Source organism: Ruegeria sp. H7 (assembly GCF_056532945.1).
Genome location: NZ_JBQFNZ010000002.1, coordinates 17640 through 43520, shown reverse-complemented (window position 1 = coordinate 43520; position 25881 = coordinate 17640). Strand labels below are relative to the sequence as shown.

The following is a 25881-nucleotide window of genomic DNA, read 5'->3' as shown; positions in this document are numbered from 1 at the left end:
ACATCCGGAATACATCTTTTGAGGCCGTTCGAAACCTTGCAATTTTTGGACAGTCAATAAATTATCCTTACCAATTCAATCATATTGACCGCTCAGACCGGAGTATCGCACTTGTCCCTATTCCTCATCGCGGCCCTTCCCTTTATCGGAGCTGTGTTTCCAGCCCTCCTGATCCGGGCGGGACGAAACGCAGCCGCCTCGGCCGCTGGGTTGACCACCTTCCTGGCCCTGATGGGGTTGTTGATCCACATCCCCTCGGTCATGCGAGGTGAGATCGTGACCGCCCGGTACGACTGGATACCGGGCCTGGGGCTGAACGCGAACTTCATGCTGGACGGGCTTGGTTTTCTGTTTGCCCTGCTGATCTTGGGCATCGGTCTGCTGATCATCCTATATGCGCGGTTTTACTTGTCGCGCGAAGATCCGATGGGGCAGTTCTATACCTATCTGCTGCTGTTTCAGGGCGCGATGGTCGGGATCGTTCTGTCCGACAACATCCTGCTTTTGTTGATCTTCTGGGAGTTGACCTCGTTGAGTTCCTTCCTGCTGATCGGCTATTGGAAACACCTGCCCGAAGGCCGTCAGGGCGCGCGAATGGCGCTGGCTGTCACCGGTGGCGGCGGGTTGGCGATGATCGCCGGGATGCTGATCCTGGGCAATATCGTGGGGTCCTACGATCTGAGTGTGATTCTGCAGAACAAGGAACTGATACAGGCCTCGCCCTATTACATGCCCGCGCTGATCCTGATCCTGCTGGGCTGTTTCACCAAGTCGGCACAGTTCCCGTTCCATTTCTGGTTGCCGCACGCGATGGCCGCACCGACGCCGGTTTCGGCCTATCTGCACTCGGCGACGATGGTAAAAGCAGGCCTGTTTCTGATGGCCCGGATGTGGCCGGTTTTATCGGGCACCGATGCGTGGTTCTACATCGTCGCGACCACCGGTCTGGTGACCATGCTGCTGGGGGCGGTGATTGCGCTGTTCAAGGATGACCTGAAGGCGCTGCTGGCGTTTTCAACCGTTTCGCACCTGGGCCTGATCACCATGCTGCTGGGCTTTGGCACTAAGTTCGCCGCCGTGGCCGCCGTGTTCCACATCATCAACCACGCGACCTTCAAAGCCGCCCTGTTTATGACCGCCGGTATCGTCGATCACGAAACCGGCACGCGCGACGTCAAACGGCTGGGCGGTCTGCGCCACCTGATGCCAATCACCTTCACAATCGGCACCATCGCCGCGCTGTCGATGGCTGGCCTGCCGCCGCTGAACGGGTTCCTTTCGAAAGAGATGATGTTGGAGGAAACCGTACACACCACATGGCTGAACTCGCATTATCTGGTGCCGGGTCTGGCCCTGTTGGCGGCGTTGTTCTCTGCCGCCTATTCCTTCCGCTTCGTCAGCCATGTGTTCCTTGGACCGCAGCGCGATGATTACCCCGCGCATCCGCATGATCCGCCTGTCGGGCTGTGGATTGCCCCGGCGTTCCTTGTGGTTCTGGTTGTGCTGATCGGCTTCTATTCCGCCGCTATCGTCGGCCCATTGGTGGCCGTCGTGTCCAGCGCTGTGATCGGGGGCGAGAATCTGCCCTATTACTCACTGAAACTGTGGCACGGGTTTACTCCGGCGCTGTATATGTCGGTCGTGGCCACGCTGGGCGGTCTGTTCCTGTTGGCGCTGCACAAACGGGGCGAGTATGTGTGGAACGCTCTGCCCCGCCCCGAGGCCAAGGTGATTTTCGAGGCCGTCATCAACGCCTTCACGCGCCTCAGCCAGTGGATCACGGATGAGCTGCACAATGGGGTCCTGAGCCGTTACGCCATCATATTCGTCGCCTTCACCGTGGGGCTTGGCTATTACGCCTATTCGACGGGAACCATCGGTGTCGAAACCCGTGTTCCGATTCCCGCGCAGATTATTCCCATCATTGGCTGGATCTGTCTGGTCGGCGCGACGCTGGGCATCATGTGGTTCCACCGCAACCGCCTGCTCTCGCTGGTGTTGATCGGCGTTGTTGGTCTGATCGTTTCGGTTGCCTTCAACTATCTGTCGGCACCGGATCTGGCGCTGACCCAGATCTCGGTCGAAGTGGTGACGATGATCTTGCTGCTTTTGTCGCTGAACTTCCTGCCGACAGAGACGCCGTGGGACAGTTCTGCCGCGCGGCGCTGGCGGGATGCGGCGATTTCCGTGGTTGCTGGCGTGGGAACCGGGGCGCTGATCTATGCGATCATGCTGCGCGACTTCGCCTTCCCGACGATTTCCGAGTTCCATCTGGCGAACTCGTACAAAGGCGGTGGCGGCACCAATGTGGTGAACGTCATTCTGGTCGACTTCCGGGGCTTTGATACCTTTGGTGAGATCATTGTTCTGGGCATTGCCGCGCTGATCATCTTTGCCCTGACCGAGGCGGTTCTGGGCACCAATGTGCGCGGCTACCTGCTGAACCGCAAACCGCACTGGCCGCAATCGGGGGATTCACACCCGCTGATGATGGTGGTTGTCACCCGTGTGATGATGCCCATCGCGCTGATGGTCGGGGCCTATATCTTCTTCCGGGGTCACAACCAGCCCGGGGGCGGCTTCATCGCCGGTCTGATCGTCGCGATTGCGTTTCTGATGCAATACATGGCCAGCGGCTATACCTGGGCGATTGAACGACAAAGGTTCTACTATCACGGCACCATCGGCTGGGGTGTGCTGATCGCCGCCGCCACCGGTCTGGGGGCCTGGTTCAACGAACGCCCCTTCCTGACCAGCGACTTCGGCTACATCAACTGGCCCCCGCTGGAAGAGTTCGAATGGGCCACCGCCATGTTGTTTGACGTGGGCGTGTTCCTGGCCGTTCTGGGGGCCGTGATGCTGGCGCTCGACAGCCTGTCGCGCTTTGCGTGGCGACCGGGCATGGCGCAGGAATTCCCGATGGATATCAACCCGCTGCGGGATGCCCCACAGGACGAAGTAGAAGAGAAGGAGCAGGCCTGATGGAAGCGCTGGTTGCCTCTGCCGTAGGCATTCTGACCGCCGCCGGGATCTTCCTGATCCTGCGCCGACGGACATTCCCGGTCATTCTTGGCCTGTCGCTGATCACCTATGCGGTGAACGTGTTCCTGTTTGCCACCGGACGTTTGGCCCTGAATGCGCCTGCGGTTCTGAACAAATACGAAGACGTCCCCTATACCGACCCGCTGCCCCAGGCCCTGGTGCTGACGGCCATCGTGATCTCGTTCGGGATGACGGCGGTGATCGTGATGATCGCCCTGTCGGCCTATCTGTCCTCGAAAGATGACCATATCGACATGAGCGCAAGCGACAGCGTGGACGCGCCGGAGGAAGACGCATGAACCACTGGATCGTTGCGCCGATCGTCCTTCCCGCGATCCTGGCCCCGTTCATTATCATGGTCCTGCGCTATCATCTGGACCTGCAACGCATCTTCTCGGTCTCGGGCGTCGTTGCCTTGCTGGGCATTGCCCTGACCGTCACCGCCCAGGCAGCGGGAGGGGAGATTCAGGTCTATGAGCTTGGCAACTGGCCCGCGCCGTTCGGCATCGTCATGGTGCTGGACCGGCTTTCGGCGATGATGGTTCTGCTGACCGCTTTGCTGGCGTTGCCCATTGTGCTCTACGCTATCGCCTCGGGCTGGGATGAACGGGGGAAACACTTCCACGCCTTGTTCCATTTCCAGCTTATGGGCGTTTGCGGCGCCTTCCTGACCGGTGACGCCTTCAACCTGTTTGTGTTCTTCGAGGTTCTGCTGATCGCCTCATACGGTCTGATGACCCATGGCGGCGGGTCCGTGCGGCTGAAATCCGGCGTTCAATATGTGGCCTACAACTTGCTGGGCTCGACCCTGTTCCTGTTTGCTCTGGGCACGCTTTACGGTGTGACCGGCACACTAAACATGGCCGATATCGCCCTGCGCGTGGCCGAGATCCCGCCCGAAGACACCGCTCTGCTGCGCGTCGGTGCGGTGCTGCTGCTGCTGGTCTTCTGCATCAAGGCTGCCGTTCTGCCGCTGCATTTCTGGCTTCCAGCCAGCTATGCCAACGCGCCGCTGCCGGTGGCCGCGCTGTTTGCGATCATGACCAAGGTCGGCGCGTACTCGATCATCCGGATGTATACGCTGGCCTTTGGACCCGAGGTCGAGGCGACCCAAGGGCTGGTCGGCGACTGGCTGCAACCCGCCGCACTGGTGACGCTTGCGGTCGGGGCCATTGGCATTCTGGGGTCGCAGCATATCGCGCGGATGGTGGCCTTCTGCGCCATCGCCTCGATGGGGACGCTGCTGATCGCGATCTCGCTGTTCACACCTCAGGCCAGCGCCGCCGCACTGTATTACGTGTTCCATTCGACGCTCGCCACGGCGCTGTTGTTCCTTGTCGCCGATCTGGTGATGGAACGACGGGGCGGAGCGATTATGCCCAAAGCGCCGATGGCGCAAACCGGGCTGATCTCGGCCCTGTTCTTTGTCGGAGCCATCGCCATGGCCGGTATGCCGCCGCTGTCGGGCTTTGTCGGCAAGCTGCTGGTGCTGGATGCCTCGCGCGGGGCGCCGGATGCGAGATGGGTCTGGGCCGTGATCCTGATCGGGTCCTTTGTCACCATCGTCGGACTGGCGCGCGCAGGATCGTTGATCTTCTGGAAGAGCCACGATGCATCGACACCGGAAGATGAGGACACCCCCAAAACCGCGCCCGAGCCGCAACCCGGCTTGGCCTTTACATCCGTCTGCGGTCTGGTCGCCGGCCTGATCCTGCTGACTATATTTGCCGGGCCTGCACTGACCTACACCAGTAAAACCGCTGAACAACTGTTCACGCCCGAGCACTACATCTCGGCCGTGTTGGGAGGGGAAGAATGATCAAGCTGCTGCGCCGCGTATTCCCGCACCCGCACCTGACCTTCCTGCTGACGGTGGTCTGGATGCTGCTGGCCAACAAACCGTCGCTGAACTCGTTGGTCTTCGGGCTGATCCTGGGGATCATCATCCCCTTCATCACTCAACCCTACTGGCCCGACCGCCCCAAGCTGCGCAACTGGCCGATGGTCGTTGAGTACATGCTGGTCGTTCTGTGGGACATCGTGATGGCCAACATCACCGTTGCCCGGATTATTTTGTTCAAGCGCGACTCGGACCGTCAGCCCAACTGGGTCTGCATCCCGCTGGAGCTGCGCACGCCCGAGGCGATCACCGTTCTGGCAGGCACCATCACCATGACCCCCGGCACCGTCAGTTGTGACCTGTCGGCGCAGGGGCATAACCTGCTGGTGCACTGCCTCGACGCCCCCGACCCCGATGCGGTCCGCGACCAGATCAAGCAGCGGTATGAACGCCGACTGAAGGAGATTTTCGAATGATTGACTATGCGATCTGGTTTGCCTTCGCCTGTTTCGGAGCCGCAATAATGATGTGCCTGTGGCGGATCATCACTGCGGACGGCGTTGGCACTCGCGTTCTGGCGCTGGATACGATGGTGATCAACACCATCGCCCTGATGATCCTTTACGGTCTGGATCAGGGCACCGAGATCTTTTTCGAGGCCGCCATGATCATCGCCATGCTGGGCTTTGTTTCAACCGTGGCCTACGCGCGCTTTATGCTGCGCGGCAATATTATCGAGTGAGGGCGGGATGACTTTTTTCGTCGAACTTCTGATTGCAGCCTTCCTGATTATGTCTGGCATCTTCGGCTTTGTGGGCTCTTTCGGGATGATCAAACTGAAGGACCCGATGTCGCGTCTGCACGCACCCACCAAGGCAACGACGCTGGGGGTTGGCGGCGTGCTGCTGGCCTCGATCGCGCATTCTGTCTTGTTGGAAGGCAAACTTTCCCTGCACGAGTTGCTGATCACCCTGTTTCTGTTCCTGACCGCCCCGATCACGGCCCTGTTCATTGCCAAATGGCACATACATCGCCATGAAAAGCCCGAGGATCTGCCCGACGCGGGCGAGGATGAGCTTTGGGCCACCCACGCGGTAGAGCAGGTCGAAGACGTCCCTGACCACAGTACGAACTGATCCTGATGAATAGACCTCCGCTGCCCCTGACCCGTGATCTGGTTCTGATTGGCGGAGGACACACCCACGCGCTGTTGCTGCGCAAATGGGGGATGAACCCGCTGCCCGGTGCACGGGTGACGGTGATCAATCCCGGCCCGACCGCGCCTTATTCCGGGATGCTGCCCGGCTATGTCGCGGGGCATTATGCCCGGTGGGAACTGGATATCGACTTGGTAAAGCTGGCCAGATTTGCCGGTGCGCGGGTCATTCTGGGGGCGGTCGATGGCATCGATACCGATCAGCGCTGCGTTCATGTACCGGGGCGTCCGCCGGTGGCGTTCGACGTGGCCTCGGTCAATGTCGGGATCACCTCGGACATGCCCGCCCTGCCCGGCTTTGCCGAACACGCGGTGCCTGCCAAACCCTTGGGCCCTTTCGCCGCCCGTTGGGCTGCATATCTGGATGGCAGCGGCCCCGCATCGGTTGCCGTGATTGGCGGAGGTGTCGCGGGTGTCGAACTGGCCATGGCCATGGCCCATGCCTTGAAATCCCGCCAACGCACGGCGCAGGTGACGCTGATCGACAATGCCTCGGTCCTGACAGCGACCGGGCTCAAAGCCGCCGCGACGATCCGCCGGGCAATGGCCGGGATGGGCGTCGAGGTGCTGGAACAGACCGCGATCAAGGAAATCGCCGCCGATCATGTGGCGTTGCAGGATGGTCGCCAGATCGAGACCCAGTTCGTAACCGGAGCGGCAGGGGCCCGCCCCTATGACTGGATCACCCGCACCGGGCTGGACCTGCAGGACGGGTTCATACGGGTGAACGGCCACCTTCAATCCAGCGATCCGGCCGTTTTCGCCGCCGGGGACTGCGCCCATCTGACGGAAAACCCACGCCCCAAGGCGGGCGTTTATGCGGTGCGCGAAGCTCCGGTTCTGTTCCATAACCTGCGGGCGGCGTTGGGCGCGGGTCGGATGCGGCGCTATGTGCCGCAGAAGGATTACCTGAAGCTGATCTCGCTAGGCGGCAAATCCGCGCTGGGGGAGCGGCTGGGCACCTCGTTCAGCGGCGCATTGATGTGGCGGTGGAAAAACCACATCGACCAGACCTTCATGAGCAAATTCCGCGACCTTCCAACGATGCCAACCCCGGCGCTGCCGCGCGATCACGCGGCGGGCCTAACCGAGGTGCTGGGCGACAAACCCATGTGCGGCGGCTGCGGGGCCAAGGTTGGGCGCGGTGCCCTGCAACAGGCGCTGGCGGCTTTGCCTGAGCCAACCCGGACCGACGTGACGCCCCTGCCCGGAGACGACGCTGCGCTTTTGACAACGGGTGGGGTACGGCAGGTCATGACCTCGGACCATTTGCGCAGCGTGACCAATGACCCGGTTTTGATGACGCGTATCGCGGCGGTGCATGCTTTGGGCGACATTTGGGCCATGGGGGCCGAACCGCAGGCTGCAACGGCGACTCTGATCCTGCCCCGCATGTCCGCAGCACTACAGGAACGCACCCTGAGCGAGATCATGACCACCGCCAACGAGGTCATGCGAGAGGCCGGGGCCGAGATCGTCGGCGGTCACTCTTCGATGGGCGATGAGATGACGATTGGGTTCACCCTGACGGGTTTGTGCCAGGATACGCCGATCACTCTGGCCGGTGGCCGACCAGGGGATGCGCTGATCCTGACCAAGCCTATTGGCAGCGGCGTCGTGATGGCTGCGGAAATGGCCGGGCGCGGAGATGGTGCAAGCGTGGCAAGAGCTTATGAAATCATGACCCAACCGCAGGGCGCTGCGTCGCGTATTCTGGCCGGTGCGCATGCCATGACCGACGTCACCGGCTTCGGTCTGGCGGGTCACCTGAAGGGCATGTGCGACGCCTCGGGTGGTGGCGCGGTTCTGGATCTGGAGGCTGTTCCCGCAATGCCCGGGGCCTTGGACCTGAACGACAGCGGCATGCATTCCACCTTGTTCGCGGATAACAGATCAATCGCGCCCGAACTTCCCTCGGACGGCAAGGCGGCGCTGTTGTTCGACCCTCAAACCGCAGGCGGGTTGCTAGCAGCCATTGCGCCCGACGATGCCGACGCGGTGTTGGAAGACCTGCAAAACGCCGGGTATCCGGCGGTGCGCATCGGTTCCCTGACCGAAGCACCGGGCCTGCGGCTTCAATGCTGATCCAGAGCCCGTTCGATCCGGGCGGCTGCCTCATTCAAGCCCGGCTCATCCAAGCGCACGACTTCGATCTGCGCCAGTGTGTCGGTCGCAAAAGACCGTCGGGATTTGGTGTAGGCGGGATCGTAATGCTGCTCCATCAGGGCGCGGGTCAAGGCCGGTTTGTCACCGGCATCGATCAGTTGCAACCACCCATCAACAACCTCGTGCCCACGATGGAGGCGCAGCGGTGACAGCCGGTCGCGCAGACGTTCGGTGTCCGACAGGATGTCGTCATATGCGCGAGCGAGATAGGCGGCGCGAGCTTCAATCGGTGCGCTGATGTGAATGCGCGGCGCGTTGCACATCGCGGTCCAGACGCTGGGCGGCAATATGCGCTCTCCGATTTTGGACGACTCCGCCTCGACCACAACCGGGCGTGCCGGGTCCAGAGCGCATAAGGCGGCAGAGAGAGCGGATTCAAAAGCCTTCTGGCTGGGCTGCCCGCCCGGCCTTTCCCCCAGCAAAGACCCGCGATGATTGGCCAGACCTTCCAGATCGACGACCTGAACGCCTCGTTGGTTCAGATAATGCAACAGGTCGGTTTTGGCGGTCCCGGTATACCCATCCAACGCCACCAGCCGGAACGGTAACGGTTGGTCATACAGGTAGGCATTCACCAAACGGCGATAGGTGCGATACCCGCCCTCAACCACTTCGGCCCGCCACCCGATCTGTTGCAATGTCCAGGTGAATGAGCCCGAGCGCTGACCGCCGCGCCAGCAATAGACCAGTGGACGCCAGTTGCCCTCATGATGGCTGAGCCTGTGTTCGATGTGGTTGGCCGCGTTCCGAAACACCAACGCGGCCCCAAGCTTGCGGGCCAGAAACGGGCTTTGCTGTTTGTAGATCGTTCCTACCCGCGCGCGTTCTTCATTGTCCAAAACAGGCAGGTTGATCGCACCAGGCAGGTGATCTTCGGCAAACTCTGCCGGGCTGCGCACGTCGATCACGGTGTCGAACCCATGCGAATAAAGCTGTGTGAGATCAGAGAATTTCAGAGCCATGGCAACGATCTAGCTGTCCGCGCGACCTATGGAAAGCCTGTCAGCGATCATTCTTCGATTGCCTCGATCAATTCGGGGCCCGACGCGCGGTTGGAATTGACCGTCGGGTCGACCCGGTGAAACTCCAACACATCCTCGGCCCCGGGTTTCATCAGCCGCGCGGCACCTTTGCCTGCCTCACCCAACCACAAGGACCAGTCGTCCGGCTCAAGGATCAAGGGCATCCGGTGGTGAATGGCAGACAGGTTTTGGTTCGCTTGCGTGGTGACGATGGCGCAGGTGGATTGCCGGGCGTCATCAGGGCCCCAATCCTGCCAGACCCCTGCAAACGCGATGTGAGCCCCATCTTTGCGATGAATATACCAGGGCAGACGGGTGCCCTGTTCCGTCTTGGTCCATTCGTAGAAACCGGTGGCTACGATCAGGCACCGTCGCGCGCGGCAGGCATCGCGAAAAGCGGGTTTTTCAGCCAGTGTTTCAGCCCGGGCGTTGATCAACAAGGGCCCTGCGGTTTCGGTCTTGTACCAACGGGGCAGAAATCCCCACCGCAGCGCGTCCAACTGCCGACCGCCCTCACCCAACCGCACGGCGTGGACCTGATTTGTCGGGCAAATGTTGTAGTTCGGGACGGCGGGCAAGGCGTTGGCAGGCCTGGCGGCAAAAAGCTGCGCCATGGCATCATTGGGAAGAGTTATTGCAAACCGTCCGCACATGGGTAATGAACCCTCGAAAGTGTTTCATTCAGGCACAAGGTCTCATGGGGTGACATGAAAAATCAAACGGCGAAATCCCTGAAAGACAAGGCAATCGAGCTTTTGGAGGCAGGAAAACTGCCACAGGCGTTGAAAAAGGCCGAGCTGGGGATCAAGAAATTCCCGAAGGACTGCGATTATCGCGCCATAGCCGGGTTCGTCCTGACCGAGATGAAGCAATACAAACGCTCGATCCCGCATTTCGTCGAAGCCTCGCGTATGAAGCCGGAAGACCCGCAATTTGTCGAGAACCTTGCAAATGCGTTGATGCAGACCGGCCAGATCGAGCGCGCGCTGACCTATGCGGAACAAAAATCCGAGAAGTTTCCGAACAACAAGGAACTTGCGCGGGTCATCGAAGAGATTTCACTGAAGGGCAGCAACTGGCGGTCGATCATCGACTATGCGACGCAGAAACTGGCCAATGATCCCGATAATGCTGATCTGCTGATCAAAAGGGCGCGTGCTTTCGCAAGGATCGGCTTTGTGGAGGAAAATACGCGCGATGTCTCACGCGCATTCGAGTTGGACGCCGAGAATCCGGCAGTCGCCTTTGCCAAAGCAGTTACCTTGCACCAAAGCGGCGACAAAGAGAGCTCTGGCACGCTTTATCGTGCGATTGTGGACAAGGACCCGAACCACAAGAACGCGTTGCTGCAATTGTCGACCATTGCCGACAAGGGTAATGCCTCTGCCCTTTTGAACAAGGTTGAAGCGGCGATAGATGCCAGTGATCACGACTTGCAAGAGCTTCAATTCGCAAAGGCCCACCTGACCTCGAAGATTGAAGGGCTGGGTGCGGCGATGCCGCATTTCGCGCAAGCCAACGCGACGCAGCACGGCACCAATCCCTACCATTTTGCGGCGGAAGATAAGAAGTTTAACGCGATTACGAACCTGTTTCCGGTTGGCGGGCCTGCAGTCAGTTCTGATCTGGTCGAGACCCCAGCCCCGATTTTCGTGATCGGGCAGCCCCGCTCTGGCACAACGTTGATGGAAATGATGCTCAGCGCCGCGCCCGGTATCGCGGGTTGTGGCGAACTGACTTTGGCGGCGGATTTGTCTGTCGAGTTCCAATCGGGCGAACAGGCGTTCGACGCGGATGCAGCACGCAAGTTCGCACAGCAGTTTCGCGAGCTAATGCCGCCGATCCCCGAGGATTCGACAGCCTTTGTCGACAAAATGCCCCATAACTTCCAGCGCGTCGGCTTCGTCCTTGCGGCGTTCCCGAACGCGAAGGTTATCAATATGTTACGCGATCCCCGGGATGTTGGCCTGTCAAAATGGATTCGGCGTTTCCCGGCCGGCGGCATGAACTATGCCTCGAACCTGGAGTCGATTGCGCATACGGCCAACCTGTACCGTCGGTACATGGCGCATTGGGATGCCGCGTTTGCCGGCCGCATCCTGACCGTGCCTTATGAAAAACTGGTTGCCGACCCGGAAACCTACAGCAGGGACATCGCCGCGTTCTGCGATATTGAATGGCACCCCGCGATGGTTCGCCCCGAGGACAATACGAAACAAGTGCGAACAGCCAGTATCGATCAGGTCCGCAACAAGATTTCGACCAAGTCGATCGGTGGTTGGCGCGCCGTCGCCGAGCATATTCAGCCCATGCTGGACGGGTTCGATCCCGATCTATGGCCGGAGTACGATTTCAGCTGATCCAAACGAAAAAAGCCGCATCGAAATGATGCGGCTTTCTTTGATATACCAGCGCCTTACTTCTGCTTGATACGCCCATCTACATAAGGCGTATACGGCGCGTTTGCGGCCAGATACTCTGCCGTGACATCCGCCAGATCAGGACCAAAATCATAAGCGTTCTTGTCGTCGCCTTCGAACATGCTGTACCCGTCTCCGCCATTGCGCACGTAGTTGTTGGTCACAACCAGATAGGTCGCCGCTGGATCGATCGGCACAAAGCCGTCACCTTCGGCAACCATCACCTCGGTGATACGGCCTTCGTTCGGCGCAACCGAGGGATCCCAGGTGAAGGTCATACCGGCAACCTGCGGGAAGCGGCCTTTGACTTCTTCCACCTGGCTGACACCGTTTTCCAGCGCGTCAATGACGCCCTGACCGCTGATCTCAAAGGTCGACAGCGTGTTTTGGAACGGCAGAACCGTCAGGACTTCGCCCATGGTCACTTCGCCTTCGTCAATCGAGGCGCGCAGCCCGCCCGAGTTTGCGATGGCAATCCGGGCACCCTGATCGGCAACCCGCGCCAGCATCGCATCGGCGACAAGGTTGCCCATCTCGCATTCCTGCACCCGGCAAATATCGCGCGATCCTTCGACGGCGGCACCGGTTTCTGCGACCACGCGCTGCTTCATCTCTTCAATCGGTGCACCCATTTCGGCGACACGCGCTGCGACATCCGGGTCAGGAGTGACCGAGGCGTCCAGCAGGATCGGCTCGCCTTCTGCGGAAATCAGATTGCCGTCATCGTCGAAGGTCAGAACCACTTCGCCCAGATATTTCGAATAGGCATAGGCCTGCACCACCGGCACATCGCCCACCATCGTAGGATAGGCGCCCGCAGCACCTTCGTCCGTGTTCGACAACAGCGTGTGCGAATGGCCGCCAACGACAAGATCCAAGCCGGGAACTTGCTCGGCAATCTCCAGATCTTTGGCGAGGCCGACATGATTCAGCGCGATGATGATGTTCACGCCGTCTTCCTGCAGCGCCGCGACGTCGGCCTTCAGGCTTTCGATTTCGTCCTGAAACACCACGTCCTTGCCGGGGCTTGAGGTATCGACCGTATCCGTTGCCAGCGCCGAGATGATGCCGATCTTCTGGCCGCCAACCTCAAGAACCACGTGGTTTTGCACCTTGTCCTTCAGCTCGGCCGAATTCGACAGATCCAGATTGCCCGAGATCACCGGGAAGCTGACCGCGTCGATGAAGGCGGCAAGACCTTCGGGGCCATCGTCGAACTCGTGGTTGCCAACGGCCATGACGTCATAGCCGATACCTTCCATGAACTCGGCCTCGGCCGCGCCCTTGTAGGTGGTGTAGAACAGCGAGCCCTGGAACGGATCACCTGCATCCAGAAGCAGCACGTTTTCATCCGCCAGCTCGGCCCGCTTGGCGTCCACGGCTGTTTTCAGCCGGGCCACGCCGCCGAAACACTTGCCCTCGGCCTCGTCTTCGGCGTCACAGGTGGAATCGTATTTGTTGATCGACTCGATGCGGCTGTGAATGTCGTTTGTGTGCAAAATCGTCAGCTTGTAGTCAGCCGCCGCAACACCTGCGGTCAGGGCCAACACGGCGGCCGATGTTAGGAAACGGGTCAACATTTGAATACTCCCTATCTTTGATTGCGCAGATCGTGCGCTGTGGACGGGAAAGAGTCAAAGGGGCAAATCCGACTTGATTCCCCCCGCAGCGCGAGGCATCACCCAAGACATGCTGATCTACAAAATTTTCCGGGCCGATGAATGGGCCGAGTTGCAGGCCAATGGGGCATCGGACGGGGCTCCGATCGATCTGTCCGACGGGTTCGTGCATTTTTCCACCGCTGAACAGGCGGCTGAAACCGCAGCCAAGCATTTCGCCGGTATCGAGGGGCTGACCCTGTTGGCCTGCGACGCGGATGCCATGGGCGATGACCTGAAATGGGAGGTGTCGCGCGGCGGGGCCCTGTTCCCACATCTCTATCGCCAGATCCGCATGAGTGATGTGGTCTGGTCGCGCGCGCTGCCCTTTGATGGCCAAACCCACCACTTCCCGAAGGAGATGGCATGACCGCCTATATCGATCCCGAACGCGAGCAATTCGAAACCTTCAAGACGCTGGATCGCGATCACCCCATCGAGATGTTGAATCTGGTCAAGTTTCGCGCCAAGGCCGCCTATCCGGCGGGTCACGAACTGGCCGGGGCCGACCTGACCGGGGCGGATGCCTATGGCAAATACGGGCTTGAGACCGCCCCCATCATTGCCCGGTTGGGCGCGTCGATCCTGTGGCGCGGCGTGTTTCAGGCAACCTTAATCGGACCGACGGATGAAGCGTGGGATGCAGTGTTCATCGCCCGTTATCCCAGCGCTCATGTGTTTTTGGAAATGGTCACCGACCCCGACTATCAGAAAGCCGTTGTGCATCGTCAGGCGGCGGTCGAAACCTCGCGCCTGATCCGCTGCGGTTCGACCGAGGGCGGGGCGTCCTTCGGATGAAACTGACCGAAAAACTTGGGCTGGCCGCCCTGCACCGGATGGATCCGGAAACCGCCCATGGGCTGTCGATCAAAGCACTGAAAGCCGGGCTGGCCCCTGCGCCGGGGCCGATCACCTCGGCCCGGCTGAGCACCGAAGTTGCGGGGCTGCGCCTGCCCAACCCGGTGGGGCTGGCCGCTGGATTTGACAAGAACGGAGAGGTCCTGACCCCTCTGTCCCGCGCGGGCTTTGGGTTTATCGAGGTCGGGGCCGTGACCCCGCGCCCACAGCCCGGCAACCCCAAGCCCCGCCTGTTCCGCCTGACCGAGGATAAGGCCGCCATAAACCGTTTTGGGTTCAACAATGATGGCATGGAGGTCATGGCACGGCGTTTAGCCAACCGTCCCAAAGATGCAGTGATCGGCCTGAACCTTGGCGCAAACAAAGACAGCGACGACCGGCCCGGAGATTTCGCCAAAGTGCTGGCCCATTGCGCCACGCATCTGGATTTTGCCACCGTTAACGTGTCGTCCCCCAACACCGAAAAGCTGCGCGATCTTCAGGGCAAAGCCGCGCTTGGTGCGCTGCTGAGCGGCGTCATCGAGACGCGCAATGCCCTGCCCCGCCCCCTGCCCATCTTCCTGAAAATCGCGCCCGATCTGACCGAGGCCGAATTGCAGGACATCGCCGAGGTCGCCGCCGAGACCGGCGTGGACGCTGTGATCGCAACCAACACCACCCTGTCCCGTGACGGTCTGCGCAGTGCGCACAAGGACGAAAAAGGCGGCCTGTCGGGTGCGCCCTTGTTCGAGAAATCGACACGCGTGCTGGCCCGGTTGAGTCACCTCACCGGCGGCAACATCCCTCTGATCGGCGTCGGCGGCGTCAGCACGGCGGAACAAGCCTATGCCAAGATTTGCGCCGGGGCGTCCGCGGTGCAGTTCTATACCGCAATGGTCTATGGCGGTCTGTCGCTGGCTGCGGAGATCGCGCAGGGGCTGGATGCCCTGCTGGCGCGTGACGGGTTCGACTCGGTGGCGCAGGCCGTGGGTAGCAAACGAGAGGATTGGCTGTGATCGAATATTGGCACAACCCGCGCTGTTCAAAATCCCGCACGGGTCTGGCAATGCTGGAAGAGCGCGGTGCGGAGGTTCAGGTTCGGAAATATCTTGAAGATGCCCCCTCGGTCGAGGAGTTGCGCGCAGCTCAGGCCCTTCTGGGCGTATCCGCCGTTCAGATGATGCGCACGGGCGAGAAGCGGTTCAAGGAATTGGGCCTGTCAAAAGATGCACCGGATGCGGAACTGATCAATGCCATGGCCGAGAACCCGATCCTGATCGAGAGGCCGCTGGCTATCGCGGGCGGTAAGGCTGCCATCGGGCGACCCCCGGAAAACCTGTTGGACCTGCTTTAAGCCACCTGAGCCTCAAGCCGGGGATAGCGCCAGCCCATTGTCACGCCGCGCGCAAAGTTCAGGACCATAAGCGCGGCCCACAGCCCGTGGTTGCCGAAGCTGGGCACCAGCAGGAACAGGGCCACGATATAGACCGCCACCGATTGCAGCATCGCATCGCGCATCTCGCGGGTCCAGGTGGCGCCGATATAGATGCCGTCAAACATCCAGCTTGCCACGCCAATGACCGGGGCAATCGCCGCCCAGAACAGGAACGCGCGCCCGGCCTCGCGTACCTCGGGCGAGGTGGACATCAGATCGATCAGCGCAGGTCCGGCGAAATAGAAAACCGCGCCCAGCAGAAAGGCCCCGCCGACACCCCATTGCGACGACAAGACAGAGGCGCGCCGGACCTGAAACCGGTCCCGCGCGCCAACTGCGCCACCGACCAGCGCCTCGGCAGAAAACGCAAACCCGTCCAGCGCAAAGGCGGTGATTTCCAGAAATTGCAGCAACACCTGATTGGCTGCCAGATTGACGTCTCCCAGATCGGCCCCAACAAACAGGAACGTTGTGAAGGAACCGGTCAACAGGACCGAACGGATCATGATATCGCTGTTAACCTGCAGCATCCGCCGTAGACGGGCCGCATCGAAGATACGCGACCAATCGCGCCAGATCCGGTTCTGAAACCCGTCGCGGCACAACCACAGCCCCAGCGCCAGCCCCGTCCACTCGGCGATCAGGGTTGCAATGGCGACGCCTTCAACGCCCCAACCGAGGCCCAGAACAAACCACAGGTCCAGAGCGATATTCAGCCCGTTCATCCAGATTTGCAGCAGGAACACGCCCCGCGTCCGCTCGACCGCGATCAGCCATCCGGTCACCGCGTAAAGCGCGATGGTGGCTGGCGCGCCCCAGATCCGAATTTCAAGATAGGCCCGGGACAGCGCCTCGACCTCTGGGCTGGCCGGAGACAGCAGAAACGCGCCGCTGAAAATCGCGACCTGCGTGACGATAAAGACCAGCCCGGCCGCCGCACCCAGCATCAGCCCCCGGATCAGCAGGGCGCGCATCTCGGCCAAATCCCCTGCCCCGCGCGCCTGCGCGGCAAGACCGGTGGTGCCCATGCGCAGAAAACCGAAAATCCAGTAGACCGCAGACAGGATCACAGCGCCGATCCCCACTGCCCCTATCGGCGCGGCCTGACCCATCTGCCCGACAACGCCCGTGTCCACCGCACCCAGAATCGGCACCGTCACGTTGGACAGCACAATCGGAACCGCGATCTTCAGCACCCGCCCGTGCGTTATGGGTGCCGGGGCATCGTGCATTCCTTAGCTCTTGTCAGAGCGGCTTTGGGGGATCAGGAAATGCCCTGTGCCCTGCGCGAACAACTTGTCGTGATTGTCCTGCCAGGCCTCGACCCGAACCGAGGCATAACGCCGACCGGATCGGTTGATAAAGGCGCGGGCATAGGCGTCGCGCGGCAGGCCTGAGCGCAGGAAATCCACCGTGAAATCGATCGTCTTGGGAAAGCGCGTCTCTTCTGATTTCAGAATATCCGCAACATCCAGTTCACCGCTTTCGATCCGGGGGAACAAACGTTCCCAGCTTAGGGTGATAAGGGCTGTGACCTCAAGAAACGCCGCCGTCACGCCACCGTGCAGGGCGGGCAATAGCGGGTTTCCGATCAACTTTTCGTCAAAATTCAGAACGCCGGTCAGCTCATCTCCGCGCCGGTCGAAGCTGATATTGAGAAAGCGGATATACGGAACACCTTCGACCAAAGCGGTCAGCGCGGCATCCCGGCGCTGTTTGACAACCTGCATGGGTTCGGGACGTGCACGCGCCATTTACTTGACCTCCACGGTGAAGGCACCCGATGCGGTGGCGACCGGATTGTCCTGATCTTCATCGGTTGCCGTGGCCCGTACAAAGGCCACGTTCCGCGTGATATGATAGCATTTGGCGCGTGTCGTGATGGTCTGGCCCGGCTTTGCGGCGCGCATGTAATCTATCCTCAGATCGATGGTTGCGGTGCTTGTCGGCTTCACCGGATTGCTCATCACAGCTGCGCCGCAGCACGTGTCCAGCATTGTCGATACGGCACCACCGTGAATGACACCGGTCCGGGGATCGCCAACCAGCGCCTCGTTGTAAGGCATGGTGATTTCCGCTTCACCATTGTTAATATGCGTCAGCTCTAACCCAAGTGCCTGTGCGTGAGGAATGGCCTGGATGAACTGGCGCGCAAATTTTGAGATATCCGCCATACATTTGGCTCCTGTCGTCAAGTTGCCCCTTTATGAGCCGCGGACGATGCAAAGGGCAAGCCCGCCTGTTGCGCTCGTCCTCATGACACCCTACGGTGCTGCCAAGGAGACCAGGAATGTCCGACAACCGTTTGTCATTCAAAGAGATGTGCGCTGAGTACGATGTGACTCCGCGTACCCTGCGTTACTACGAGTATATCGAGTTGTTGCAGCCCGATCGGGAAGGCCGGTCGCGGTTTTACGGCCCCCGCGAATGCGCGCGCATGACGCTGATCATGCGCGGGCGCAAATTCGGCTTTCCGCTGGAAGAGATTCGTCAGTGGCTGCTGATCTATGAAGATCAGGGCAACGAGGCGCAAATGGCTGCCTTTGTCGAAATGGCCGACCGCCAGATGGACGAACTGAACCAGCAGCGCCAGCAACTGGACGAGGCGATGGGCGAGCTCAAGCGCCTGCGCGACCAGACAGCAAAATCTCTGAACTGACAGGCTCAATGCCTGCCGGGTGCCGCAAGCGCCCATAAATCTGCCAGTCGTTTTGGCGGCGTCCGTCCCGATTCCCGGTTGACGCAGGGGAAACAAAATTGCCCCTGAGTCTGTTTACGCGTTCGGAAGTTACGTCAACTTGGAAATGACGCAGCGTTTGGATTACGTAAACGTCACTCTCATGTTGTAAAGCGACCAGCAACTGCGCAAGTCATGTCCAGTGACGCCAGTGACGAGAGTATGACGAATGACCGAAGATCTGATGACCATCCGTGAGATGTGCGAGACCTATGATGTCACGCCCCGTACCTTGCGGTTCTACGAGGCGAAGGAACTGCTGTTTCCGATCCGCGAGGGTCAGAAACGCCTGTTCACCAAACGCGACCGCGCGCGGCTGAAGCTGATTCTGCGCGGCAAGCGGTTCGGGTTCAGCCTGGAGGAAATTCGCCAGCTTCTGGATCTGTACCATGTGGGCGATCAGCAACTGACCCAGATGACCCGCACCTATGAGATCGCGTGCGACCGTCTGGCAGACATGGAATCGCGCCGCGAAGAACTGACGCAGGCAATCGACGATCTGAAAGAACAGTTGCGTTGGGGCGAAAAAGTCATCGCCTCGATGAAACAGGAAAAAAAGGCAGCCGAGTAACCTCGGCCTGCCGGCTGGAAATATGAATTAAGGGAGCTTTCCATGCCCGTGTATAACGCGCCTACCAAAGACACGCAGTTCATCCTGCATGACGTTCTGAAAGTCTCGCAGTCGGATATTCCCGGCTATGATGAACTGGAAGCCGAATTTACCGGCGCAGTTCTGGAAGAAGCAGGCAAAGTTGCCGCGAATTTGCTGCATCCGCTGAACACCGTGGGCGACACCGAAGGGTGTCGGCTGGAAAACGGCATCGTTTACACGCCGACCGGGTTCAAGGACGCTTTCGAGCAGGTGAAAGAAGGTGGCTGGACTGGCCTCGACATGCCGGAAGAGTATGGCGGCCAGAACATGCCCTATGTCATCGGGACTGCTGTGGGCGAGATGTTCTCGGCCGCGAACCAAGCCTTCACCATGTATCAGGGCCTGACCCACGGCGCGGCCTCGGCCATTCTGGCGCACGGCTCGGACGAGCAGAAGAACAAATACCTGCCCAACATGGTCAGCTGCGAATGGACCGGCACCATGAACCTGACCGAACCGCATTGCGGCACCGATCTGGGCCTGATGCGCACCAAGGCGGAACCGCAGGAAGACGGCAGCTATAAGGTCTCGGGTCAGAAGATCTTTATCTCGGCTGGCGATCACGACATGTCCAACAACATCATCCATCTGGTGCTGGCCAAGATCCCCGGCGGCCCCGAAGGCATCAAAGGCGTGTCGCTGTTCATCGTGCCCAAATTCATCGTGAACGAAGACGGCACCCCGGGCGAGCGCAACGGTGTTTCGGTCGGCAAGATCGAAGAGAAAATGGGCATCCACGGCAACTCGACCTGTGTGATGAACTATGACGAGGCGACCGGCTGGCTGCTGGGCGACCAACACAAAGGCATGCGCGCCATGTTCACCATGATGAACGAAGCGCGTCTGGGTGTGGGCATGCAGGGTCTGGCGCAGGCCGAGGCCGCCTATCAGAACGCCGTCGAATACGCCAAGGACCGCCTACAGGGCCGCGACGTGACCGGCGTGAAAAACCCGGACGGCCCCGCCGATCCGCTGATCGTGCACCCCGACATCCGCCGCAACCTGATGGATCAGAAAAGCTTTACCGAAGGCGCGCGCGCGTTCATCCTGTGGGGCGCGACGATGATCGACAAGGCGCATCGCTCGGGTGACAAGGACGCGGACGGTCTGATTTCGCTGCTGACACCGGTGATCAAGGGCTTCCTGACCGATCAGGGTTACGACATGACGGTTCAGGCGCAGCAGGTCTATGGCGGCCACGGCTACATCGAGGAATGGGGCATGTCGCAATACACCCGCGACGCCCGTATCGCCCAGATCTACGAAGGCGCCAACGGCGTTCAGGCGCTGGATCTGGTGGGCCGCAAACTGGCACAGGATGGCGGCAAGCACGTGATGGCCTTCTTCGAAATGGTCAAGGGGTTCTGCAAAGAGAACACGGGCCAGGACGAAGCTTATGACAAGGCGTTCATCGAACCGCTGAAGGCTGCGTCGAAGGATCTGCAGGCCGCTGGCATGTATTTCATGCAGCAGGGCATGAAGAACCCCAACAACGCGCTGTCGGGATCCTATGACTTCATGCATATGTTCGGCCATGTCTGCCTGGGCCTGATGTGGGCGCAGATGGCCAAGGCCGCGCAGGGTGCGCTGGACAATGGTGCGTCGGACAAAGAGTTCTACGAGACCAAGATCAATACCGGTCGCTTCTACATGGCCCGCCGCCTGCCCGCCACGACGCTGCATCTGGCCCGTATCCAGACCGGTGCGGACACTGTGATGGCTCTGGACGCGGCGAGCTTCTGATCTCAGTCTGGGTCCGGGCGCTCATGCCCGGGCCCAGCTATTGAGAGGATACAAGATGCCAAAACGTTTTCGCCTGACCCGCCGTTTTCCGGTCGCCATGACTGAAGACGGGTATCGCAAACTCAAGGGTTTCGCCCGTGAGGCCGGTCTGGATGAAGGTGAGGCGCTGTCCTTTCTGTTCGAGAACTTCAACAGCGTGATTGACGAGGAGAATCTGACCCACCGTCTGCGCATCTTCAACTCTGATCTGGAAGCGCGAAAACGGTGAGGGCACGCACCAACCAACTGCCTGCTACGGCCTTAGGGCCGGACGCCTCCGGCGGGAGTATTTCTGAAAAGATGAAGACGTGATGCGCCCCTGCCACCGGGCGCACTCGCCATCAGGACAGGGACGACTTCACCTTTTGCGGTCATCGGCTCTCCAGCCTGTACCGCAAGCCGAGTGAAACAGATCCGGTTTGATAAATGGTAAACTCCTCACTTCATCTTTTTACAAATACTCAATTCCAACCTGACCACATGCGCCTTGGGAGGGGCAATCGCATGACGATCAAACTGCACTGCTTCGGAGAAAGCGGAAACAGCTACAAGGCGGCGCTGGCGTTGGAGATGTCCGGGCTGCAGTGGGAGCCGGTCTTTGTCGACTTCTTCAACGGTGAGACCCGCACGCCAGAGTTCCGCAAGGACGCCAACGAGATGGGCGAAGCCCCGTTTCTTGTCGATGGCGATTTTCGCACCAGCCAGTCCGGCGCCATTCAGGCTTACGTGACCGAAAAATCCGGCAAGTTCGGCGGCAAGGACCGGGACGAGAACTACGAGATCCTTCGCTGGGTGCTGTGGGACAACCACAAGCTCAGCTCGATGGCCGGGTTGACGCGGTTTCTGGTCAATTTCCTGCCGGAAAAACACCGTAACCCGGATGTGATTGCGTTTAATCAGGGACGATTGAAAGCGGCTTACGAAGTCCTTAATGCCCATTTGGAAGGCCGTGACTGGATTGTTGGTGATGGCGTCACCAACGCGGATCTCAGTTGCTGCGGCTATCTGTATTACCCCGAACCATTCGGCTTTGACCGTGCCGACTGGCCCCATATCGATGCCTGGCTGACCCGTCTCAGCGCACAGCCCGGCTGGAAACACCCCTATGACCTGATGCCCGGCAACCCGTCGGATCGAGCTTAAGGAGAAGTCTCATGACCGAAGCTTACATATATGATGCCCTGCGCACCCCGCGCGGCAAGGGCCGCAAGGATGGCAGCCTGCACGAGGTGACCTCGGTGCGCCTGTCCGCCCTGACCCTGAACGCGATGAAAGAGCGTAACAATCTGGAAGGCCACGCTGTCGAGGACGTGATCTGGGGCAACGTCACGCAGGTGATGGAGCAAGGCGGCTGTCTGGCGCGCTCGGCTGTTCTGGCCTCGGATCTGGATGAATCGATCCCCGGTCTGGCCATCAACCGTTTCTGCGCCTCGGGCATGGAAGCGGTGAACCTGGCGGCGAACCAGGTCAAAGGCGGCGCAGGCGAGGCCTATATCGCCGGCGGTGTCGAGATGATGGGCCGCGTGGCCATGGGCAGCGACGGTGCGGCGATTGCCGTGGACCCCTCGCTGGCGATGGGCACCTATTTCGTGCCGCAGGGCATTTCGGCCGACATCATTGCCACCGAATATGGTTTTACTCGCGATGACGCGGACGCGCTGGCGGTTGAATCGCAGCGCCGTGCCGCAGAGGCCTGGGCGGACAACCGGTTCGAGAAATCGGTCATCACCGTCAAGGATCAGAACGGGCTGACCATTCTGGACCGCGACGAGTACATGCGCCCCGGCACCGACATGCAAAGCCTTGGTTCGCTGAACCCGTCCTTCCAGATGATGGGCGAGCAGATGCCGGGCTTTGACAAGGTAGCGATGCTGAAATACCCGCATCTGGAAAAGATCAACCACGTCCACCACGCGGGCAACAGCTCGGGCATCGTGGATGGGGCCGCTGCTGTGCTGATCGGCAACAAGGAGTTTGGCGAGAAATACGGCCTGAAACCGCGCGCGCGTATCAAGGCGACCGCCAAGATCGGCACCGATCCGACCATCATGCTGACCGGCCCTGTTCCGGTGACAGAGAAGATTCTGGCCGACAATGGCATGAAGATCAGCGATCTGGACCTGTTCGAAGTGAACGAAGCCTTCGCCTCGGTCGTGCTGCGGTTCCAGCAGGCGTTTGACGTCGATCCGGCGCTGGTCAACCCAAATGGCGGCTCGATCGCGATGGGTCACCCGCTGGGCGCAACCGGTGCGATGATCATCGGCACGCTGCTGGACGAGCTTGAGCGTCAGGACAAGGAAATGGGTCTGGCAACGCTTTGCATCGCGTCCGGCATGGGTGCGGCAACCATCATCGAGAGGGTCTGATGCCCAAGCTGGATCTCTCTCAGATCCCATTCAGGGGCGGTTCGGGCTATCCCGGCAAGCTGGCAAAGGCAGGCGATGGCCGCTTTGTCCAGCCTGTGGGGGATGCTGGCGGGCTGACCCAGTACGGGGTCAACATCGTGCGGCTGGAACCGCAGGGGCTGTCCTCGCTGCGCCATTATCACATGGAACAGGACGAGTTCGCCATCGTCCTCAGCGGCACCTGTACCCTGATCGACGATGATGGTGAGCATGAGATGCAGCCCGGTGATTGCGCCGCTTTTCCCGCAGGTGAGGCCAACGGCCACCACCTTGTGAACAAAACCGATGCGCCCGCGACCTTTCTGGTGGTGGGCACACGGACCCCGACCGAGACCGGCTATTACAGCGACCTAGACATGATGGTGAAGTTCGATGCCGACGGCTTTCGCTTTACCCGCAAAGACGGCAGCCCGCTGACGGCTGACCAGATTGGAGATGACAATGACTGAATTCACTCTGACAAAAGACTCTGATGGCGTGGGCGTCATCACCTGGGATGTGCCCGGGAAAACCATGAACGTGATGTCCTTTGACGGGCTGGCGCAACTGAGCAGCTGCATCGATGATGCGCTGGCAGATGACGCGGTCAAGGGCATCGTCATCACCTCGGGCAAGGAAGGCTCGTTTGCCGGTGGCATGGACCTGAACCTGCTGGCGGTGATGAAGGAACAGGCAGGCGACGATCCGGCCAAGGGTCTGTTCGAGGGCACGATGCAGATGCATGCCCTGCTGCGCAAGATCGAGCTTGCGGGCATGGACCCCAAGACCAAGAAGGGCGGCAAGCCGATTGCCACCGTTCTGCCCGGCACCGCCGCGGGCATCGGTATGGAACTGCCGCTGTCCACGCACCGCATCTTTGCCGCCGAAAACCCCAAGGCAAAGTTCGGCCTGCCCGAGATTATGGTCGGCATCTTCCCCGGCGCGGGCGGCACCACGCGGATGGTGCGCAAGGTTGGCGCGATTGCGGCGGCTCCGCTGTTGCTGGAAGGCAAGATGCTGGACGTCAAGAAAGCCAAGGGCGCAGGCTATATCGATGAGATCGCCGAAGACCCGATGGCTGCGGCCAAGGAATGGGTGCTGAACGCCAAGGACGGCGACATCGTCAAGCCTTGGGATGCCAAAGGCTACAAGATGCCCGGCGGCGCGCCCTACCATCCTGCGGGCTTCATGAACTTCGTCGGAGCCTCGGCGATGGTGCATGGCAAGACCCAAGGCGCCTTCCCGGCTGCCAAGGCGCTGCTGAGCGCGGTTTACGAAGGTGCTCTGGTCGATTTCGACACCGCGCTGAAGATCGAGGCGCGCTGGTTCACATCCGTGCTGATGAACCCGTCCTCGGGTGCCATGATCCGCTCGCTGTTCCTGAACAAGGAAGCGCTGGAAAAAGGCGCTGTGCGTCCCGCTGGTGTTCCCGATCAGTCGGTCAAGAAGATCGGCGTTCTGGGCGCGGGCATGATGGGTGCGGGCATCGCGCTGGTGTCGGCGCAGGCCGGTATGGAAGTGGTTCTGGTCGACCGTGATCAAGCAGCCGCCGACAAGGGCAAGGCCTATACCGAGACCTATCTGGACAAGGGCATGAAGCGCGGCAAGGTCACCGCTGAAAAGAAAGAGGCCATGCTGGGCCGCATCACCGCGACCCCGGATCTGGACAACCTGAAAGGCTGTGACCTGATCATCGAAGCCGTCTTCGAAGACATGGGCGTCAAGGCCGAGATGACAAAGAAGGTCGAAGCGATCATCCCCGAGGATTGCATCTTTGCCTCGAACACCTCGACCCTGCCGATCACCGATCTGGCCAAAGCCTCGGCGCGTCCGGATCAGTTCATCGGCATCCACTTCTTCTCGCCGGTCGAGAAGATGTTCCTGGTCGAGATCATCAAGGGCAAGGAAACCGGGGATCGCGCGGTCGCCAAGGCGCTGGACTATGTGCGCCAGATCAAGAAGACGCCCATCGTGGTCAACGATGCACGCTTCTTCTACTGCAACCGCTGCATCATCCCCTACATCAACGAAGGTGCGCGCATGATCACCGAGGGCGTCAGCCCCGTGCTGATCGACAACGCCGCGCGGCAACTGGGCTTCCCGGTGGGTCCGGTTCAGCTGACTGATGAGACCTCGATCGATCTGGGGGCCAAGATCGCCCGTGCCACCAAGGCGGCGATGGGCGATGCCTATCCCGAAAGCCCCTCGGACGATCTGATCTTCTGGATGGAAGAACAGGGCCGTCTGGGCCGCAAATCGAACGCAGGCTTCTTTGACTATGACGAAAAGGGCAAGCGCGTCGGGTACTGGAACGGCCTGCAGGACAAGTATCCGCTGGCCGAGGATCAGCCCGACCTGATCGAAGTGCAGGAACGTCTAATGTTCGCGCAGGTTCTGGAAGCGGTGCGCGCGCTGGAAGAGGGTGTACTGGAAGACATCCGCGAAGGCGATGTGGGCGCCATTCTGGCCTGGGGCTTTGCGCCGTGGTCCGGTGGTCCGCTGAGCTGGCTTGACATCATCGGCGCGCCTTACGCCGCCGAGCGTTGCGACCAACTGGCCGCAGCCTATGGCGAGCGTTTTGCCTGCCCGCCGCTGCTGCGTGAGATGGCCGAGAAAGGTCAGACCTTCTATGGCCGCTTCGACCCCGAAGCCAAAGCCGCTTAATCAATTGATGCAGGCGCGTGACACCA

26 protein-coding genes are annotated in these 25881 nt (G+C 60.4%); 20 read left to right on the top strand and 6 right to left on the bottom strand.

What is annotated here, in order from left to right:
* Positions 1–111: 111 nt before the first annotated feature.
* The 7 genes from ACR0AC_RS05195 to selD are packed head-to-tail and all read left to right on the top strand — an operon-like array spanning position 112 to position 8183.
* On the top strand, positions 112–2982 hold the full coding sequence (locus ACR0AC_RS05195; protein WP_480872257.1) for a monovalent cation/H+ antiporter subunit A: 2871 nt from the start codon (positions 112–114) through the stop codon (positions 2980–2982).
* Positions 2982–3341: a Na+/H+ antiporter subunit C gene (locus ACR0AC_RS05190; RefSeq protein ID WP_170449386.1), complete on the top strand. Its 360-nt coding sequence runs from the start codon at positions 2982–2984 to the stop codon at positions 3339–3341. Before ACR0AC_RS05195 ends, ACR0AC_RS05190 begins: the two co-directional genes overlap by 1 nt.
* Entirely contained in the window at positions 3338–4861 is a 1524-nt protein-coding gene (locus ACR0AC_RS05185) for a monovalent cation/H+ antiporter subunit D (protein ID WP_170449384.1), read from the top strand. Before ACR0AC_RS05190 ends, ACR0AC_RS05185 begins: the two co-directional genes overlap by 4 nt.
* Positions 4861–5358, top strand: coding sequence for a Na+/H+ antiporter subunit E (locus ACR0AC_RS05180; protein ID WP_170452980.1), 498 nt, complete (start codon positions 4861–4863; stop codon positions 5356–5358). Before ACR0AC_RS05185 ends, ACR0AC_RS05180 begins: the two co-directional genes overlap by 1 nt.
* On the top strand, positions 5355–5624 hold the full coding sequence (locus ACR0AC_RS05175; protein ID WP_170524812.1) for a K+/H+ antiporter subunit F: 270 nt from the start codon (positions 5355–5357) through the stop codon (positions 5622–5624). Before ACR0AC_RS05180 ends, ACR0AC_RS05175 begins: the two co-directional genes overlap by 4 nt.
* 7 nt (positions 5625–5631) lie before the next feature.
* Entirely contained in the window at positions 5632–6018 is a 387-nt protein-coding gene (locus ACR0AC_RS05170; RefSeq protein ID WP_170449380.1) for a Na+/H+ antiporter subunit G, read from the top strand.
* A 5-nt stretch (positions 6019–6023) separates the two neighbouring features.
* The gene (gene selD / locus ACR0AC_RS05165) at positions 6024–8183 is read left to right on the top strand and encodes a selenide, water dikinase SelD (protein WP_480872254.1); all 2160 of its coding nucleotides are present in this window, start codon (positions 6024–6026) and stop codon (positions 8181–8183) included.
* On the opposite strand, the gene mnmH is transcribed toward selD, so the two are convergent.
* Together mnmH and ACR0AC_RS05155 are read right to left on the bottom strand one after the other, a co-directional pair.
* Positions 8174–9226: a tRNA 2-selenouridine(34) synthase MnmH gene (mnmH, locus tag ACR0AC_RS05160; RefSeq protein ID WP_480781124.1), complete on the bottom strand. Its 1053-nt coding sequence runs from the start codon at positions 9224–9226 to the stop codon at positions 8174–8176. The two genes, selD and mnmH, sit on opposite strands and share 10 nt — an antisense overlap.
* Positions 9227–9273: 47 nt before the next feature.
* Complete coding sequence (locus ACR0AC_RS05155; protein WP_170622073.1) at positions 9274–9939, bottom strand: SOS response-associated peptidase; 666 nt, start codon at positions 9937–9939, stop codon at positions 9274–9276.
* 54 nt (positions 9940–9993) lie between these two features.
* Between ACR0AC_RS05155 and ACR0AC_RS05150 the strand changes: the two genes are divergently transcribed.
* On the top strand, positions 9994–11646 hold the full coding sequence (locus ACR0AC_RS05150; RefSeq protein ID WP_480872251.1) for a tetratricopeptide repeat-containing sulfotransferase family protein: 1653 nt from the start codon (positions 9994–9996) through the stop codon (positions 11644–11646).
* Positions 11647–11702: 56 nt separating this feature from the next.
* On the opposite strand, the gene ACR0AC_RS05145 is transcribed toward ACR0AC_RS05150, so the two are convergent.
* A complete protein-coding gene (locus ACR0AC_RS05145) occupies positions 11703–13286 on the bottom strand; it encodes a bifunctional metallophosphatase/5'-nucleotidase (protein ID WP_170524829.1) in 1584 nt (527 codons plus the stop codon).
* Positions 13287–13395: 109 nt separating this feature from the next.
* Between ACR0AC_RS05145 and ACR0AC_RS05140 the strand changes: the two genes are divergently transcribed.
* Genes ACR0AC_RS05140 through arsC form a run of 4 tightly spaced genes read left to right on the top strand, consistent with a single transcriptional unit; the run spans position 13396 to position 15555 of the window.
* Positions 13396–13734, top strand: coding sequence for a DUF952 domain-containing protein (locus tag ACR0AC_RS05140; RefSeq protein WP_170524832.1), 339 nt, complete (start codon positions 13396–13398; stop codon positions 13732–13734).
* The gene (locus ACR0AC_RS05135; protein WP_170524835.1) at positions 13731–14162 is read left to right on the top strand and encodes a DUF1330 domain-containing protein; all 432 of its coding nucleotides are present in this window, start codon (positions 13731–13733) and stop codon (positions 14160–14162) included. The genes ACR0AC_RS05140 and ACR0AC_RS05135 overlap by 4 nt, the downstream gene beginning before the upstream one ends.
* The gene (locus tag ACR0AC_RS05130; RefSeq protein ID WP_170524837.1) at positions 14159–15217 is read left to right on the top strand and encodes a quinone-dependent dihydroorotate dehydrogenase; all 1059 of its coding nucleotides are present in this window, start codon (positions 14159–14161) and stop codon (positions 15215–15217) included. Before ACR0AC_RS05135 ends, ACR0AC_RS05130 begins: the two co-directional genes overlap by 4 nt.
* Positions 15214–15555 (top strand): arsenate reductase (glutaredoxin), encoded by a 342-nt coding sequence (gene arsC, locus ACR0AC_RS05125; RefSeq protein ID WP_170524840.1) that lies wholly within the window; start codon positions 15214–15216, stop codon positions 15553–15555. Before ACR0AC_RS05130 ends, arsC begins: the two co-directional genes overlap by 4 nt.
* Here the strand turns inward: arsC and ACR0AC_RS05120 are convergent.
* The 3 genes from ACR0AC_RS05120 to ACR0AC_RS05110 are packed head-to-tail and all read right to left on the bottom strand — an operon-like array spanning position 15552 to position 17810.
* Positions 15552–16868 carry an MATE family efflux transporter gene (locus ACR0AC_RS05120; protein WP_480872248.1) on the bottom strand — a complete coding sequence of 439 codons (1317 nt, stop codon included), beginning with the start codon at positions 16866–16868 and terminating at the stop codon, positions 15552–15554. The two genes, arsC and ACR0AC_RS05120, sit on opposite strands and share 4 nt — an antisense overlap.
* Positions 16869–16871: 3 nt before the next feature.
* Complete coding sequence (locus tag ACR0AC_RS05115) at positions 16872–17390, bottom strand: PaaI family thioesterase (protein WP_170449359.1); 519 nt, start codon at positions 17388–17390, stop codon at positions 16872–16874.
* Positions 17391–17810, bottom strand: a complete 420-nt coding sequence (locus ACR0AC_RS05110) for a PaaI family thioesterase (protein ID WP_480872246.1) — start codon at positions 17808–17810, stop codon at positions 17391–17393. It abuts the gene before it with no gap.
* A gap of 116 nt (positions 17811–17926) precedes the next feature.
* Between ACR0AC_RS05110 and ACR0AC_RS05105 the strand changes: the two genes are divergently transcribed.
* From ACR0AC_RS05105 to ACR0AC_RS05070, 8 genes are all read left to right on the top strand, one after another.
* Positions 17927–18295, top strand: coding sequence for a MerR family transcriptional regulator (locus ACR0AC_RS05105; RefSeq protein WP_170449355.1), 369 nt, complete (start codon positions 17927–17929; stop codon positions 18293–18295).
* Between the two features lie 247 nt (positions 18296–18542).
* Positions 18543–18944, top strand: coding sequence for a MerR family transcriptional regulator (locus ACR0AC_RS05100; RefSeq protein WP_170449353.1), 402 nt, complete (start codon positions 18543–18545; stop codon positions 18942–18944).
* 42 nt (positions 18945–18986) lie between these two features.
* Positions 18987–20768: an acyl-CoA dehydrogenase C-terminal domain-containing protein gene (locus ACR0AC_RS05095; protein ID WP_480872243.1), complete on the top strand. Its 1782-nt coding sequence runs from the start codon at positions 18987–18989 to the stop codon at positions 20766–20768.
* A 55-nt stretch (positions 20769–20823) separates the two neighbouring features.
* Entirely contained in the window at positions 20824–21036 is a 213-nt protein-coding gene (locus ACR0AC_RS05090) for a hypothetical protein (protein ID WP_480872241.1), read from the top strand.
* Positions 21037–21311: 275 nt separating this feature from the next.
* A complete protein-coding gene (locus ACR0AC_RS05085; RefSeq protein ID WP_170449349.1) occupies positions 21312–21950 on the top strand; it encodes a glutathione S-transferase in 639 nt (212 codons plus the stop codon).
* 11 nt (positions 21951–21961) lie between these two features.
* Positions 21962–23173: an acetyl-CoA C-acetyltransferase gene (locus ACR0AC_RS05080; protein ID WP_170449347.1), complete on the top strand. Its 1212-nt coding sequence runs from the start codon at positions 21962–21964 to the stop codon at positions 23171–23173.
* Positions 23173–23661, top strand: coding sequence for a cupin domain-containing protein (locus tag ACR0AC_RS05075; RefSeq protein ID WP_170449345.1), 489 nt, complete (start codon positions 23173–23175; stop codon positions 23659–23661). Before ACR0AC_RS05080 ends, ACR0AC_RS05075 begins: the two co-directional genes overlap by 1 nt.
* Complete coding sequence (locus tag ACR0AC_RS05070; protein WP_170628345.1) at positions 23654–25855, top strand: 3-hydroxyacyl-CoA dehydrogenase NAD-binding domain-containing protein; 2202 nt, start codon at positions 23654–23656, stop codon at positions 25853–25855. Before ACR0AC_RS05075 ends, ACR0AC_RS05070 begins: the two co-directional genes overlap by 8 nt.
* Positions 25856–25881: the final 26 nt, after the last annotated feature.